Source organism: Kitasatospora sp. NPDC058170, from assembly GCF_042883905.1.
GTDB lineage: Bacteria > Actinomycetota > Actinomycetes > Streptomycetales > Streptomycetaceae > Kitasatospora.
Genome location: NZ_JBHVUV010000006.1, coordinates 72,543 through 89,354, shown reverse-complemented (window position 1 = coordinate 89,354; position 16,812 = coordinate 72,543). Strand labels below are relative to the sequence as shown.

The window sequence follows — 16,812 nt, the reverse complement described above, 5'->3', positions numbered from 1 at the left end:
TACGTTTCGCCCGCCTCCCCCCACGGATCGCTTTCCCGTGCGCTCGAACAGGACTTCGATGACCGATACCCAGGACCTGCCCGCCGACTGGTCCGAGACCAAGCGCGCCCTGCTCGCCCGACGGCTGCGTGGTGCTGCTGCGCCGGTGCGGGTGGTGGAGCCGCGGGGGGCGGGTGTGGTGCCGCCGTTGTCGAGCGGGCAGGAGCGGTTGTGGTTCATGGAGCAGTTCGCGCCGGGTGGTTCGGCGTATGCGCTGGCGCCGGCGCGGAGGTTGCGGGGGCCGTTGGACCGGGTGGCGCTGGATGGGGCGCTGGCGGATCTGGTGGCGCGGCACGAGGGTCTGCGGATGGTGTTCCCGACCTCGGAGGACGGGGTGGCGCGGGTGGTGGTCGCGGAGCCGGGGCCGTTCGCGGCGCGGTTCGTGGATGTGGCGGGTGAGGCGGATCCGCAGGGGTGTGCGGCGCGGGAGATCGGTGCGCTGGTCGGGGAGCCGTTCGACCTGGGTGCGGGTCCGTTGCTGCGGGCGCTTCTGGTGCGGGTCGGGGAGGAGGACCACGTCCTGGCGCTGGTGATGCACCACATCATCTGCGACGGCTGGTCCATCGACATCGTCAACCGCGAACTGGACGCGCTCTACGCCCAGCACGCCCACGGTACTCCGGCGCAACTCCCGGTGCTGGAAGTGCAGTTCGGTGACTACGCGGCCTGGCAGCGGACCCGCCTGGACGGCGGCGCGCTCGCTGCCTCCCGCGACTACTGGCGTGCCGAACTCGACGCCGTCCCCGCCCTCGACCTGCCCACCGACCGCCCCCGCCCGCCGCTGCTCACCTTCGACGGCGCCGCGACCGAGTTCCACTGGAGCAGCGAACTCGCGGAGAACATAGCCGAGTTGGCGCGACGCTCCGGAGCGTCCACGTACATGGTGCTGATGACGGCGCTGCAGGTGCTGCTCGGCAGGCACGCCGGCCAGCGGGACTTCGCGATCGGCTCCGCCGTGGCCGGCCGGCTGCACCGTGAACTGGAGGGTGTGGTCGGTGCGTTCGTGAACATGCTGCCGATCCGGGCGCGGTTGGAGGGGGATCCGACCTTCGGGCAGTTGCTGAGCCGGGTGCGGGAGTCGACGCTGGACGCGTTCGCGCATCAGGAGGTGCCGTTCGAGCAGGTCGTGGCGGATCTGGAGGTGGAGCGGGACGTCAGCCGTTCGGCGGTGTTCCAGGTGACCTTCGCGTTCCAGAACTACGGCGACAAGGCGGCCACCGGCCCGGTCGCGACCGCGCTGGACTCCGAGGGCTTCGGCTACGAGGCCACCACCACCCACGCCGATCTCGCCCTCTACATGCGGGAGAAGAAGGACGGCGGACTGTACGGGCTGCTCACCTACCGGACCGACCTCTTCGACGGCGGCACCGTCGAGCGCCTCGTCGAGCGCTTCGAGCTGCTGGTCGCCGCTGCCGTCGCAGATCCTTCGGTGGTGGTGTCGCGGTTGCCGGTGGTGACGGGGGCGGAGCGGGTGGCGGTGTTGGAGGAGTGGGCGGTCGGTGGGGCGTTGCCGGCTGGTGGGGGGACGTTGACGGGGTTGTTGGCGCGGGCGGCGGCTGGTTCGCCGGGTGCGGCGGCGTTGGTGTTCGGTGATCGGGTGGTGTCGTACGGGGAGTTGGAGGGTCGGGCGAACGGTCTGGCGCGGCGGTTGCGGGCGCTGGGGGTGGGGCGTGATGACCGGGTGGCGGTGTGTCTGGAGCAGTCGCCGGAGTTGGCGGTGTCGTTGGTGGGGGTGTTGAAGGCGGGGGGTGCGTATCTGCCGTTGGATCCGGAGCAGCCGGCGGTGCGGTTGGGTCGGTTGGTGGCGGATGCGGGGGTGCGGGTTTTGGTGACGGATGCGGTGTTGCGTCCGTTGTTCGGGGGTTTCGAGGGGGAGGTGCTGCTGGTCGACGGGCCGGCGGTGGTGGTGGACGAGGGGCCGCTGGAGGAGGTGTCGGGGCCGGGGGATCTGGCGTATGTGATCTATACGTCGGGTTCGACGGGGGTGCCGAAGGGGGTGGCTGTCCAGCATCGTGAGGTGGTGAACTACCTGGCGGGTGTGGGGGAGCGGCTGGAGGTGGCGCCGGGGGCGTCGTTCGGGTTGCTGCAGTCGTTGTCGTTCGATTTCAGTATCACGATGCTGTATCTGGCGTTGACGACGGGTGGGCGGGTGCATCTGCTGCCGCGTCGGATTGCGGGGGTGGAGCTGGCGGGGGAGTTGGAGCGGGCGGGGATCGACTATCTGAAGATGACGCCGTCGCATCTGGCGGCGTTGTCGGCGGATGTGGCGGTGGAGCGGTTGCTGCCGCGGCGGGCGCTGGTGCTGGGGGGCGAGGCGTCGTCGTGGGGGTGGGCGCGGGAGTTGGCGTCGGTGGGCGGGTGCCGGGTGTTCAACCACTACGGGCCGACCGAGGCGACGGTGGGTGTGAGCGTGTTCGAGGTGCTCGCGACCGACGCGGACACGGACGCGGGGGACACGGGTGCGGGTGCGGGGGTCGGGTCGGGGAGTACGCCGATCGGTTCGCCGTTGGCGGGGGCGCGGTGCTATGTGCTGGACGGTGCGATGGAGCCGGTGGCGCCGGGTGTGGCGGGTGAGCTGTATGTGGGCGGGGAGCGGTTGGCGCGGGGGTATCTGGGGCGGGCGGATCTGACGGCGGAGCGGTTCGTTCGGGATCCGTTCGGTGGGCCGGGGGAGCGGTTGTACCGGACGGGGGATGTGGCGCGGTGGCGTGCGGGCGGGGTGCTGGAGTACCTGGGCCGGGCGGACGACCAGGTCAAGGTGCGCGGTTACCGGGTGGAGCCGGGGGAGATCGAGGCGGTCCTGGCGGGGCTGCCAGGGGTGGTGCAGGCGGTGGTCCTGGCGCGCGGTGAGGGGGTGAAGCAGACCCTCGTGGCGTATCTGGAGCACCCCGAGCCCGAGCGTGCGCCCACGGCGGCCGAACTGCGCACGGCTCTGCTGGAGGTGTTGCCGGATTACATGGTGCCGGCGCGGTATGTGGTGCTGGAGCGTTTTCCGCTGCAGGCGCACGGCAAGGTCGACCGCAGGGCGCTGCCGGAGCCGGAGAGTGCGGTGGTGGGCGGGTATGTCGAGCCGCAGGGCGAGGCGGAGGTGTTGATCGCGGGGATGTGGGCGGATCTGCTGGATCTGCCGCGGGTGGGGGCGTTGGACGACTTCTTCGAGCTGGGTGGTCATTCGCTGCTGGCGACGCAGGTGGTGGCGCGGCTGCGGCGGGCGTTCCCGGAGTTGGCGGTGCCGGTGGGGGTGATGGACCTGTTCCGGTATCCGACGGTGCGGGCGCTGGCGGTGCTGGTGAGTGATCCGGGGGTGGATCGCGGTCCGCGCCGGCTGCTGCACCGGTTGACGCCGCCGCGTACGCGTACGACGGCGAGTGTGGTGTGTGCGCCGTACGGCGGGGGCAGTGCGCTGATCTACAAGCCGCTGGCGGATGCGATGCCGGATGACTGGGAGCTGCACTCGATCGCGGTGCCGGGGCACGAGCTGGGCGAGGAGGCGATGGGGATCGAGGAGGTCGCGGTCCTGTGTGCGCGGGAGATCGTGGAGGGTGTGCCGGGGCGGTTGGTGCTGTACGGGCACTGCGGGGTGGGGGTGCGGCTGGCGGTGGAGATCGCGCGGCTGGTGGAGGCGGCGGGGCGGGAGGTGGAGGCGGTCCACCTGGGCGGGATCTTCCCCTTCGCGCGTCCGCAGGGGCGCGGCGCGGCAGTGGGCGAGTGGTTCGCGGAGCTGGCGGACCGGTGGCGCAGCGACCAGGGGATGATCAACGCGCTCGCGGCAGCCGGTCTGGACACCGATGAGGTGGAGGCGGAGCAGCTGCGGTTGATCGTGCGCAACCGGCGGGTGGGGACGAAGGAGGCGGAGCGGTACTTCACGGGGTTGTTCGCGAGTGAGGGCGGGACGATCGCGGCGCCGGTGATCGCGGTGTGCGGGGAGCGGGATCCGGCGACGCAGTTCTACCAGGAGCGGTTTCGTGAGTGGCATCGGATCACCGGGACGGCGGCGGTGGTGGTGCTGGACGAGGCGGGGCATTTCTATCTGAAGTACCGGGCGCAGGAGTTGGCGGACATCGTGACGGGTGTCCACCGCTCGATCGCGGCGGGGACGGAGTCGGTCCACCACCGTGGTGAGGACTCCACCTGGTGGCTGGAGGACGTCTCCCGCAACCACCAACCCGACGATCCCGACCACGAACCCGGCCACGAACCCCACGAAGCCGACGGCCCCGACCGCGCACCCGGGACCGTCGAGCCCTCCCGGACGGCCAGGCCCGCCGCGACCGGGCGGACGGCCAGGCCCGCCGAGGTCCGCCCGACGATGGGCCGCTTCCTCACCGTCGCCTCCGGGCAGCAGGTGTCGATGATCGGCTCCGCACTCACCGAGTTCGCCCTCCCGATCTGGATCTACCTCAAGACCGGCTCCCTCGTGCAGTTCGGCCTGCTCGCCGCCTGCGGACTGGTCCCCGGCATCCTCTCCGCACCGATCGCGGGTGCACTGGTCGACCGCAACGACCGGCGCCGGATCATGCTCTACGGCGACATCGCGGCCGGCGCCACGCAGGCCGTGATGCTCGTGCTCTACCTCACCGGGTCGTTGGAGGTATGGCACGCCTACGTCCTCATCGGGGTGCTCTCCACCGCGTTGACCTTCCAACGTCTCGCCTGGGGTTCGGCGGTGCCGCAGCTGGTGCCCAAGCGCTACCTCGGGCGCGCCAACGGCGTGGTCCAGATGGCCTTCGGCTTCGCCCAGTTCCTCGTCCCGCTGTTCGCCGTCGGCCTGCTCTCCGCGATCGGCCTCGGCGGTATCCTCACGCTCGACGTCATCAGCTACGTCATCGCCACCGGCATCACTCTCGCCGTCCGGTTCCCCGACGTGATGGCCTTCAGCCGCCGGGAGAGCGTGGCGACCGAGATCCGCGCGGGCTTCCATCGTGCTCTCGGCAGCCGGCACTTCCGGGCGATGCTGTTCTTCTTCGCGGTGCTGAACATCTTCCTCTCCCCGCTGTTCCTGCTCACCACCCCGCTGGTGCTGTCCTTCGCCCCGCTGTCGGCCGCCGGCTGGGTCTCCACGGCGGCCGGTCTGGGCGCCGTCCTCGGCGGGATCACGCTGCTGGTCTGGGGCGGGCCCCGGCACCTGCGGCTGCGCGGTGTGCTGCTCTCCACGCTCGTCCTCGCCGCCGCCTGCCTGGTCACCGGCCTGCGGCCGTCCATCGTGGTGGTCGCGCTGGGCGCGTTCGGCATGACGTACGGGCTGGCGCTGGTGAACGGCGTGTACGCCACGATCATCCAGACCAAGGTGCCGCTGCGCTTCCACGGCCGGGTGATCGCCGTGAACACCATGGTCGCCTGGTCCACCCTGCCGATCGGCTTCGCCGTCGTCGCCCCCTTCGGACCGAAGCTGCTCCAGCCCCTGATGGACGGGGACGGCGCCCTCGCCGACACCGTCGGCCGGCTCATCGGCACCGGCGACGGACGCGGCATCGGCCTGCTCTACCTGCTGTTCGGCCTGGCCATGGCCGTACTCGCCCTGATCTGCCTCTGCATCCCCGCCCTTGCGCACTTCGACCGGGACGTCCCGGACGCCGAGTCCGACGACCTGATCGGCCTGGAAGCCCTTCAGGCCCGCGCCAAGTCCGCCAAGCCGGCCGCGTCCGCCGCGTCCGCCGAGACCGCCGAACCCGCCGAGTCCGCCAAGCCCGTCAAGATCGAGGTCGCACCGTGAACAGCCCCGACGCCGTCCGCAGTCACCCGCTCACGGTGGACCAGCGACGGCTCTGGTTCCTCCAGCAACTCCACCCGGACGACGCCGGGTTCACCATGTACCTCAACCGCCGCTGGACCGGCCCGATCGACCCGCAGGCTCTCCGCGGCGCCCTCCGCAGGCTCACCGAGCGGCACGAGATCCTCCGTACCCGGTTCGCCCTCGAAGGCGAGGAGCCCGTCCAACTGGTCGAGCCCGCCCGGGAGATCGACCTGGTGCGGATCGAACTCCCGCCAGGGGCAACCGAGGAGGGGTTCACCGAGGCCTGCCGGCCCTTCGTGAACGCCCCCTTCGACCTCGCCGCGGCCCCGCCCCTGCGCGCCGCCCTGATCAGCTCGGGCGAGGACGAGCACGCCCTCTGCGTCGTGCTGCACCACATCGTCTCCGACGGCTGGTCCTTCCGGACCATGTGGCGCGAACTGCTCGCCCTCTACCGCGACGAGCTCGGCGAGGCCGCCGCAGACCTCCCGGAACTCGCCCTCCAGTACGGCGACTTCGCCCGCGCCGAACAGGCGCGAGCGGCCGCCGGGGGTGCCGAGGAGGCGTTCCGCTACTGGGCCGAGCGGCTGGCCGGGACGGGCACCCTTCGGCTGCCGCTCGACCACCCCCGGCCTGCGGACCCGGCCCACCCGGCGGGCTTCGTGACCGTCACCCTCGACCCCGCCCTCACCGCCGACGTCGACCGGCTGGCCCGCGAACAGCGCTGCACGCCCTTCATGGTCCTGCTCGCCGCCTACCAGTGTGTGCTCGCCCGCTGGACCGGCAGCCACGACTTCGTCGTCGGCACCCCGCTGGCCGGTCGCAACGAGACCGCGCACGAGCCGCTCCTCGGCTACTTCAGCAAGACGGGTGTCATCCGCGCCGACCTCACCGGGGAGCCGGACTACCGGACCGTCCTGCGCCGGGTCCGCTCCGCGACGCTGGCGGCGCTCGGCCACCAGGACGTCCCCGTGGAGCGGCTGGCCGCCCACCTCGGCCTGCCCGCCGAGGCCGGCGCCGGTCCGCTCTACCAGGCCGTCTTCGTCCACCAGAGCCAGTACGACCTGGCCGACGGCAGCGGCGAGCCGGCCCTGCCCGCCGGCGTCCGGACCGCGAGCATGGACTCCGGCTTCGAGCAGGCCAAGACCGATCTGCTGCTGGACAGTTGGCGCACCGCCGAGGGCGGGATGACGCTGTCCTTCTGCTTCGACCGCGAGGTCTTCGAGCGCTCCACCGTGGAGGCGCTCGGCCGACGCTGCCGCACCCTGCTGGCCCGGATCGTCGACGACCCTGAACTCCCGCTGCAGGCGGACTGGTTGATCGACGCGGACGAGCGCGCCGAGCTGCTCGCGCTCGGCGCCGGCCCGGCGGCCGCGGACACCGTCCGCCCGGTGCTGGAGCGCTTCGCCGAGCAGGTTGCCGCGCAGCCCGCCGCCCCCGCCCTGGAGTGTGACGGCCGGCATCTCTCCTACGCCGAACTGGACCGCCGTTCCTCGCTGCTGGCCGCGGCGCTCGGCCCGGTCGCGGGGCGGGCGGTGGCGGTGCGGATCGCGCCGTCCTTCGAGCTGGTCACGGCCCTGCTGGCGATCTGGAAGGCCGGCGCCGGGTACCTGCCGCTCGACCCGGCCCACCCGGAGGACCGCCAGCGGCTGATGCTGCAGGAGGCCGGAGCCGCCCTCCTGCTCACCGCCGGGACCGGCGCCGACCTCGGCGTCCCGACGCTGCCCGTACCCGCCGACCCGGCTGCGGCGTCCGCCGACCCGAGCACGCCACCCGTCGACCCGACCGGAGCCCCCGCGGCCCCCGTCGCACCCCTGCCCGGGAGCGACCCCGCCGGCCTCGCCTACGTCCTCTACACCTCCGGCTCCACCGGCACCCCGAAGGGCGTCGCCGTCGAGCACGCCGCCCTCGCCGCCCGGGTCGACTGGATGGCCGGGCCCGCCGGCTACGCGCTCCAACCCGCCGACCGGATCGTCCAGTTCGCCTCGATCGGCTTCGACACCCACGCCGAGGAGCTCTGGCCCGCGCTGTCCTCCGGTGCCTGTGTCGTCCTGCTGCCCGGCGGCGGCCGGACCCTGCCGGACCTCCTCCGCACGCCGCCCGGCGCCGGAGTCACCGTGCTCGACCTGCCCACCGCCTACTGGCAGGAGCTGGTCTCGCTCGGCGACCAGACCCCCTGGCCGGCGGCGCTGCGGCTGGTCGTCCTCGGCGGCTCCGAGGCCCGGGCCGACACCGTCGCCGGGTGGCGGCACCGGCACGGCGACACCGTCCGGCTGGTCAACACCTACGGTCCGACCGAGGCCACCGTCATCGTCACCGCCGCCGAGCTCGGCGAGGCCGACACCCGGCGCCGCCCCCCGCTCGGCCGCCCGCTGCCCGGGGTGCGGCTGTACGTCCTGGACGAGCACGGCGGCCTGCTCCCGGCCGGCGCCGAGGGCGAGTTGTCCGTCGGCGGCGTCGGCCTCGCCCGCGGCTACCTGGCCCGGCCCGACCTGACCGCGGAGGCGTTCCCGTCGGACCGGTACGCCGGGGGCCGGATGTACCGCACCGGGGACCGGGTCCGCTGGCGCTCCGACGGACAGCTGGAGTACCTCGGCCGCGCCGACGAGCAGCTGAAGCTCCGCGGCTACCGGATCGAGCCCGCCGAGATCGAGACCGCACTGGCCGCCCACCCCGACGTGGCCGGCGCCGCCGTGGTGCTCCGCGACGGGCGGCGGCTGCTCGGGTACGCCGTGCCGCAGCCGGGGGCCGAGCCGAAGCCGGCCGAGCTGCGCGAGCACCTGGCCCTGCGGCTGCCCGCCTACATGGTCCCGGACGCCGTCGTCCTGCTCGCCGCCCTGCCGCTGACCGCCAACGGCAAGCTCGACACCGCCGCCCTGCCCGCTCCCGACGCGGCCGCCGACGGCGGCCGGGAGTACCTGGCACCGCGCACCGACGCCGAGCAGCTGGTCACCGAGCTCTGGCAGGAGGTGCTGGGCGTGCCCCGGGTCGGCGTGCTGGACGACTTCTTCGAGCTCGGCGGCGACTCGCTGCTGGTCACCAGGGTGGCCGCCCGGATCAGGGCGGGGGTGGGGCTCGACGTGCCGATCCGCGACGTCTTCGAGCGCCCCACCCCGGCCGCGCTGGCCGCCAGGATCGAGGCCCTGCTGATCGCCGAGATCGACGCCCTCACCGAGGACGAGGCGGCCGGGCGACTGGCCGACTGACCCTGCACACCTGCGGCCCTGCACACCTGCGGCCCGGCCCCTCGGGAGGCCGGGCCGCAGACGGGCACGCCGGATCAGGCCGACGACCCGGCTCCCGAGGCCGACCCCGAGGCGGAGGCCGAGGGCGACCCGCTGGAGTCCTCCTCCGCCGGCAGGGTGAACACGTTCTGCGGCGAGACGATCTCGGTGATCGCCTGCCCGAACAGCGTCGACGGCGCCTGCCCCGCGGACGAGATGTCCGTGTTCAGCAGCACCACCAGCGAGGCCTGCGAGGCCGGCAGGTACAGCACCAGGCTCTGGTAGCCGGGCAGCGAGCCGTTGTGCCCGATCCACCCGTGGTCCTCGAAGATCCCCAGCCCGTAGGCCGTGCCGGGCACCCCGGTCGACGGCGCGGCCAGCCGCTGGGCCTGGGTGGCGGGCTTCAGCAGCGTGCCGGTCGCCACCACCTTGGCCCAGGTCTGCAGATCGGGCAGGTCGGAGATCATCGCCCCGGCCGCCCACGCCCAGGACGGGTTCCAGTCCGTCGCGTCCGTGACGGTCCCGTCGGGCGTCTGGTCGGTGTAGCCGCGGGCGTGCGGCTCGGGGAAGGCGGCGTCGGTGGGGAAGACCGTCCGCCCGAGCCCCGCCGGGTCCATCACCTGCTGCTTCAGGAAGACGTCGAGCGGCTGGCCGCCGACCTTCTCGATCACCACCCCGAGCAGCACGGTGTTGGTGTTGGAGTACTCGAACGCCGCCCCCGGCGCGAAGTTCGCGGGGTGCTTGAAGCCGTAGCCGAGCAGCTGCCGCGGGGTGAACACCTGCTGCGGGTTGGCCAGGAACGTCTGCACGAAGCCCTGGTCCGAGGTGTACGGGAACAGTCCGCTGCGCATGTCGGCCAGCTGCCGCAGGGTGATGTTGTCACCGTTCGGCACGTCCGTGACGTACTTCGAGACGGGGTCGTCGAGCCCGAGCCTGCCCTGGTCCACCAGCCGTAGCAGGCCGGTGACGGTGAAGGTCTTGGTCTCGCTGCCGATCCGCATGTTCAGCCCGGTCGACATCGGGGTGCCCGCCACCTTGTCGGCGACCCCGAACGCCTTCTGGTAGCTGCCGCCCGGCGTGGTCAGGCCGACGATGACGCCAGGGACGCCGGCCTGGGTGCGCACCCGCTCGATCGCGGCGTCCAGCCGGGCCACCACGTCGGGGGTGAGCGGCACGACGGAGCCGCTCGCACCGGGGCTCGGGGTGCCGCTGACGCCGACGGAGGGCAAGCCGCTCGCACCGAGGGACGGCGACAACGACGGGCTCACCGGCAATGAGGGGCTGACCGGCAACGAGGGGCTGACCGCCACCGGGACGGCCGTCACCGCACCGGCCGCCGGTGCGTCGGCGGTCTGCGAGCCGGAGCACCCGGCGGCGGCCAGCAGACCGGCCAGGGCCAGCCCCGCCGCCGCCACCCGCCGGGCGGATCGGGCGGCGGTGGCCGGGGGCGAAACGGCGGCCGGGGAAGCGGCGCCGGACGGGGTGCCGGCGGGCCGCGAGGCGGACCACGGCCCTCGTTTCTTCGTTACATCGAGCGTCATGCCGAGGCGCCTCTCTGGACCGGACGGCCCGGAGCGGCGCTCCACGAGGCCGTGGGGGAGCGATCGCCAACGTATGTCCGCCCCGCTCCGCCCGCCTCCCCGCTGGCCCGAACGGGCCCACCCGCCGCACCTGCCAGCCCGTCGGCCCGGCGCACCCGTCAGGCCGAAGCACCCGTCAGCCCGCGCACCGTCAGCCCGAGGCCGGGACCCCCGTGACGCTCCCCGCCACCGCGCTCCCCGCCACCGCGTCCAGCGCCGCCGTGAACCGCGCTGCCAGCCCCGCGACCGCCTCCGGCGTGAAGGCGTGCCCGTTGTACCGCAGCCAGCAGCGCAGGCTCCCGTCCGGCTGCTCGGCGGCCATCAGCTCCGGCACGTGCCGGTCCCCGCCCGGCATCGGCCAGGGCACCGTGGTGTTGCGCGGCAGCTCCCACTCCTCGCAGGCCACCCCGGGCAGCTGCGCGGGGGCGCTCCAGCTCTCGTACCGCAGCCAGGCCGCGAACGGCGCCCGCGGACTGAACTCGGCGAACGGGTACAGCTGGTGGTCCAGCGCGGCGGTCGACGCGGCCCGCACCCGGTCCAGCAGCTCGGCGAACCCGGGCGAGCCGCCCGCGTCCACCCGCACCAGCAGCGACTGGACGAAGCAGCCCACCGCCCGCTCGGCCTCCGGCCTGGTTCGCCCCGGGACGGGCGTCATCAGCACCAGGTCCGACTGCCCGCTGTGCGCCGCCAGCAGCCCGGTCCACACCGCCGCCACCGCCAGGAACGGCGTCGCGCCCAGCTCGGCCGCCCGCGCCCGCAGCGCCTCCGCCCGCTCGGCGGGCACCGTGAACCGGTGCGCGTCGCTGAGCACCGTCTCCACCTCGCGCCGCCCCGGGAACGGGTCGACCGCCTCCGGCGCGCCCGCCAGCGCCCGGGCGAAGTGCGCCCGCGAGGCCGTCCAGTGCCCGTTCGACCACTCGACCAGCTCCCGGTACGCCGGGCCCGGCCGGGGCGCCGGAGCCGGGCGCCCGCGCCGCAGCGCCGAGTAGAGCACCCCCAGCTCCCGCAGCAGCACGCCGACCGACCACCCGTCGGCGACGATGTGGTGCACCGCCAGCAGCACGACGTGCTCCGCCGGGCCCCGGCTCACCACCATCAGCCTGGTCATCGGATCGCGGGCCAGATCGGTCAGCCGGTCCCGCTCGGCGATCAGCCGGGCCGACACCCGCTCGTCGTCCTCCCCGGGCGCGTCCACCAGCAGCACGTCGGCCCGCGGCTGCTCGTCCAGGACCGTGCGGACCACGCCCGGCTCGGTGCCGTCCACCGGTACGAAGCGGGTGCGCAGCGCGGGACTGCGCCGTACCGCCTCCAGCAGCGCGCGGCTCAGCACGTCCGTGCGCAGTTCCTCGGTGACCCGGAACACCGCGACCACCGAGCCGATGTTGCGGCCCGGGGCCTCGGCCGTCCAGCGCAGGAAGTTCTCCTGCTGGGAGGTGAGCGGCAGCTCGTGCGGCTGTGCCCGCAGTGCCCGGAGGAAGGGCGACACCTCGGCCGGCCCGGCCACCGGCGCGTCCGGCCCGCCGGCTTCGGCCACCGGCGCGTCCGGCCCGCCGGCTTCGGCCTCCGCGAGCCAGGCGGCCTGCGCCCGCAGCGAGGGCCGTTCGAAGACCAGTGCCGTCCCGGCCGCCACCCCAAACTCGGCGGAGACCGCGGCGGCCAGCTGGACCGCCCGGAACGAATCCCCGCCGAGCGCGAAGAACTCGTCCTCGACCGCCTGGACCGGCCGCCCCAGGACCTTGCGCCACAGGGCGGCGAGCGCCAGCTCGGCGGCGGTCGCGGGCGCGGTGCCGCGGCCCGCGCCGCCGGCCGGCGCCGGGTCCTGCTCGAAGCGGGCCCGCAGCTCGTGCTTGACCACCTTGCCGCTGGGGTTGCGCGGCAGGGTGTCGGTCACCAGGATCCGCACCGGCAGCTCCGGGCGGGCCAGCCGGGCGCTCAGGAACAGCCGCAGCGCGTCCAGGTCCAGCCCGTCGGCCGCAGGGACGACCGCCGCCACCGGGACGCTGCCCATGACCGGGTGCGGCACCCCGAGCGCGGCCGCGTCCGCGACCTGCGGGTGCTCGTGCAGCACCTCCTCGATCCGCAGCGTGGAGACCTTCAGCGCACCGGACTTGATGAGGTCGCTCTCCCGGTCCACCAGGTGCAGGAAGCCGTCCCCGTCGAGCCGCCCGAGGTCGCCCATCCGCACCCAGCCGTCCCGGAACACCGCGCTGCCGCGCTCCTCGTCGCCGACGTACCCGCGGGCCGGACCGGGCTGGCGCAGCCAGATCTCGCCGGTGCCGCCGGGCTCGACGGGTGCGCCGTCGGCGTCCAGGATCCGCAGGTCGCCCGGGTCGGCCGGGCGGCCCACCGAACCGGGCCGCCGGGTGTCCACGATCGCGGAGATCTGCGCGGGGGAGGACTCGGCCGAGGTGTAGGTGTTGACGAGGGTCGCCTTGGGCAGCACCGCCGCCAGCCCGGCCGCGACCGCCCCCGGCAGCGCGGCCGCCGAGCAGCTCACCAGCAGCACGCTCGTCAGGTCGCGCCGCTCGGCGATCCGCGAGTTCAGCAGCTCGACGGCCATCGACGGCACCAGGAAGACGGTGCCCGCCCGGTACTCCTCCACCACCCGCCCGAACTCCGCGGCCTCGAAGCGCGGCAGGCAGACCGTGGCGGGCTGCGCGGTGAGCGCGTTCACCAGCACCACCTGGGCGGCGTTGGTCCCGATCGGGAAGGCGTGCACGGCGTGGCGGGAGTGCGCGTACGGGCGCGGGCGGGGGTCGCGCACCAGCCCGGCGGTCAGGCTGGCGTGGGCGGCGCGGACGCCCTTGGGGGTGCCGGTGGTGCCCGAGGTGCCGATCACCTGGGCGAGGTCCCCGGGCGCCGGCCGGTGCGGCGGCTCGCTCCCGGCCGGCCCGTCGGCCTCCAGCCGGTCCAGGGTGAAGGCGGCGTCCGGGGGGAAGGCGGCGCCCGGCGGGAGGGCGCCCGGCGCCGCCGCACGTGCTTCGCCGGCTATCGCCCAGCGCGCCCCGGCGGCCTCCACCAGCCGGGCGGTGTCCGCCGCCGACAGGTCCTCGCGGACCACCAGGGCCGCCGCGCCCGCGTAGTGGGCGGCCAGGAACGCCACGGCGTACCCGTCCCACTCCCGGTTGGTGAAGAGCAGCGCGATCCGGTCGCCCGGCCGCACCCCGGTCGCGGCCAGCGCGTGCGCGGCCCGGACGGCCCGTGCGCGCCACTGCCCGTAGGTGAGGCTGCCGCCGCCCGGCACCAGCAGGGCGACCCGGTCGGGGTGCAGGCCCGCCCGGTGGTCCAGCAGGTCGGGGAGGGTGAGCGGGCCCGGGCCGTGCGGGGCGGTGCTCGGGTCGGTCCGGGGGCTGCGCGGCGTGCTCGGGGAGCCGCTCGGGGTGCTCTGGGCGCTGATGACGACTCCCGTGGTGGCCTGCGAAGGCGGTGGACGCGACCGCGGGGCCCGCCCGGGTCGCCGACGTGGTCCAGACCGTAGCGGAGCCGTGAAGCGGTGCGCCACACCTCCCCACACCTCGTCAAGGATCTTCACAAGACTGTTGTTGACTCCCGCCCGCTGCGCCGAACGGGTGGCCCCCGGCACGCCGCCGACCGCCCCCGGGCCCAGCTCGGGCACGATCGTTTAGCCCAGCTGTGGCGGCCCTTAAGAATTCCTCGATGGACCGCACCCGCTCCCACCAGGCAGATTGCTCCATGTCCGGTGCGAGGCAGGCCGCAGCAGCCGCCCCGCCGGGCCCCGTCGGCCTGCCCTCACCAGGCCGCCCCACCATGCGTCAGGAGCCGCCGCAGTGAAGGCACTCGTCAAGCAGAAGGCCGAGCCCGGACTCTGGCTGATGGACGTCCCGAAGCCTGCCATCGGCCCCGGCGAGGTGCTGATCAAGGTGCTGCGCACCGGTATCTGCGGCACCGACCTGCACATCCGCAAGTGGGACGGCTGGGCGCAGCAGACCATCACGACCCCGCTGGTCCTGGGCCACGAGTTCGTCGGCGAGGTCGCCGAGATCGGCGCGGCCGTCGCGGACATCGCGGTCGGCGACCTGGTCAGCGGTGAGGGCCACCTGGTCTGCGGCAAGTGCCGCAACTGCCTGGCGGGCCGCCGCCACCTCTGCCGCAACACCGTCGGCCTGGGCGTCGGCCGGGACGGCGCGTTCGCCGAGTTCGTCGCGCTGCCCGCCTCCAACGTCTGGGTGCACCGGGTGCCGGTCGACCTCGACGTCGCGGCGATCTTCGACCCGTTCGGCAACGCCGTGCACACCGCGCTGTCCTTCCCGCTGGTCGGCGAGGACGTGCTGATCACCGGCGCCGGCCCGATCGGCATCATGGCCGCCGCCGTCGCCAAGCACGCCGGCGCGCGCAACGTGATGATCACGGACGTCTCCCCGTACCGGCTCGACCTGGCCCGCGAGGTCGGCGTCTCGCTGGCCCTGAACGTCGCCGAGCACACCATCGAGGAGGGCCAGCAGAAGCTGGGCCTGCGCGAGGGCTTCGACGTCGGCCTGGAGATGTCCGGCCGCCCCGAGGCGCTCCAGTCGATGATCGCCAACATGACGCACGGCGGGAAGATCGCCATGCTCGGCCTGCCCGCCGAGCAGTTCCCGGTCGACTGGGCCTCGATCGTCACGTCGATGATCACCCTCAAGGGCATCTACGGCCGCGAGATGTTCGAGACCTGGTACGCGATGTCCGTCCTGCTGGAGGGCGGCCTCGACCTGAGCCCCGTCATCACCGGCCGGTACCCGGCCTCCGACTTCGAGGCCGCGTTCGACGAGGCGGCCGGCGGCCGCTGCGGCAAGATCATCCTCGACTGGACCGTCTGACCTCCCGGCTGACTAGGAGCCCCCAGTGTTCGACAACGTGCGCGACGACCTGGCCGCCACCCTCGACGAGATCCGCGAGGCCGGCCTGTTCAAGCCCGAGCGGGTGATCGGCTCGCCGCAGAGCGCCGCCGTCACCGTCACCGGCGGCGGGCGGCCCGGCGAGGTGCTGAACTTCTGCGCCAACAACTACCTCGGCCTGGCCGACCACCCCGAGGTGATCGGCGCCGCCAAGGACGCGCTGGACCGCTGGGGCTACGGCATGGCCTCGGTGCGCTTCATCTGCGGCACCCAGGACGTCCACAAGGAGCTGGAGGAGCGCCTCTCGGCGTTCCTCGGCCAGGAGGACACCATCCTGTACTCCTCCTGCTTCGACGCCAACGGCGGCGTCTTCGAGACCCTGCTCGACGAGCGCGACGCCGTCATCTCGGACGCCCTCAACCACGCGAGCATCATCGACGGCATCCGGCTCTGCAAGGCCCGCCGCCACCGCTACGCCAACCGCGACCTGGCTGACCTGGAGCAGCAGCTCAAGGAGACCGCCGACGCGCGCCGCCGCCTGATCGTCACCGACGGCGTGTTCTCCATGGACGGCTACGTCGCCCCGCTGCGCGAGATCTGCGACCTGGCCGAGCGCTACGACGCCATGGTCATGGTCGACGACTCGCACGCGGTCGGCTTCGTCGGCCCGAACGGTCGCGGCACCCCGGAGCTGCACGGCGTGCTGGACCGCGTCGACATCATCACCGGCACCCTCGGCAAGGCCCTCGGCGGTGCGTCCGGCGGCTACGTCGCGGCCCGCCGCGAGATCGTCGCCCTGCTGCGCCAGCGCTCGCGCCCGTACCTGTTCTCCAACTCGCTCGCCCCGGTGATCGCCGCCGCCTCGCTGAAGGTGCTCGACCTGGTCGAGAGCTCGGCGGAGCTGCGCGAGCGGCTCGCCGCGAACACGGCGCTGTTCCGTTCCAGGATGACCGAGGCCGGCTTCGAGATCCTGCCCGGCGACCACCCGATCGCCCCGGTGATGATCGGCGACGCGGCCAAGGCGGCCCGCCTCGCGGAGCTGCTGCTGGAGCGCGGCGTGTACGTGATCGGGTTCTCGTTCCCGGTCGTCCCGCACGGCCAGGCCCGGATCCGGGTGCAGCTGTCCGCCGCGCACTCCACCGAGGACGTCGAGCGGGTCGTCGCGGCCTTCATCGACGCCCGGGCCGCCCTGGGGGAGTGACCCCCCGCTGACCGCCCGTGGCGCGCCTGCTCGGAACCGGGCGCGCCACGGGCACCCAGACCATCTGCCCCACCCTCCCGCCCGGGAGTGGGGAGGGGGGCCCGCCCCCATTACCCCCCCCCCCCCCGGCCCCCGGCCACGGGGACCGGCCCCCCCCTGCCCCCTCCGCGGCCCCGCCCCCCGCCCCCCGGACCGGCCCCCC

6 protein-coding genes are annotated in these 16,812 nt (G+C 74.0%); 4 read left to right on the top strand and 2 right to left on the bottom strand.

Annotated features, from left to right (window positions below):
- Window positions 1-58 precede the first annotated feature (58 nt).
- Window positions 59-5,752: an amino acid adenylation domain-containing protein gene (locus tag ACFVVX_RS09050; protein WP_387943066.1), complete on the top strand. Its 5,694-nt coding sequence runs from the start codon at window positions 59-61 to the stop codon at window positions 5,750-5,752.
- Window positions 5,749-8,976: an amino acid adenylation domain-containing protein gene (locus ACFVVX_RS09045; protein WP_387943064.1), complete on the top strand. Its 3,228-nt coding sequence runs from the start codon at window positions 5,749-5,751 to the stop codon at window positions 8,974-8,976. The genes ACFVVX_RS09050 and ACFVVX_RS09045 overlap by 4 nt, the downstream gene beginning before the upstream one ends.
- 74 nt (window positions 8,977-9,050) lie before the next feature.
- Here the strand turns inward: ACFVVX_RS09045 and ACFVVX_RS09040 are convergent, their stop codons facing one another.
- Window positions 9,051-10,535, bottom strand: coding sequence for a serine hydrolase (locus tag ACFVVX_RS09040; protein WP_387943062.1), 1,485 nt, complete (start codon window positions 10,533-10,535; stop codon window positions 9,051-9,053).
- A 190-nt stretch (window positions 10,536-10,725) separates the two neighbouring features.
- Window positions 10,726-14,106, bottom strand: coding sequence for an AMP-binding protein (locus ACFVVX_RS09035; protein ID WP_387943060.1), 3,381 nt, complete (start codon window positions 14,104-14,106; stop codon window positions 10,726-10,728).
- Window positions 14,107-14,362: 256 nt separating this feature from the next.
- Here ACFVVX_RS09035 and tdh point away from each other — a divergent pair, with 256 nt between their 5' ends.
- A complete protein-coding gene (gene tdh, locus ACFVVX_RS09030) occupies window positions 14,363-15,391 on the top strand; it encodes an L-threonine 3-dehydrogenase (RefSeq protein ID WP_387943058.1) in 1,029 nt (342 codons plus the stop codon).
- Window positions 15,392-15,416: 25 nt separating this feature from the next.
- The gene (locus tag ACFVVX_RS09025; RefSeq protein ID WP_387943056.1) at window positions 15,417-16,610 is read left to right on the top strand and encodes a glycine C-acetyltransferase; all 1,194 of its coding nucleotides are present in this window, start codon (window positions 15,417-15,419) and stop codon (window positions 16,608-16,610) included.
- Window positions 16,611-16,812: the final 202 nt, after the last annotated feature.

Coding starts and splice junctions, on each gene's coding strand:
- ACFVVX_RS09050 (WP_387943066.1), top strand. CDS start 59: ATGACCGATACCCAGGACCTGCCCGCCGACTGGTCCGAGACCAAGCGC.
- ACFVVX_RS09040 (WP_387943062.1), bottom strand. CDS start 10,535: ATGACGCTCGATGTAACGAAGAAACGAGGGCCGTGGTCCGCCTCGCGG.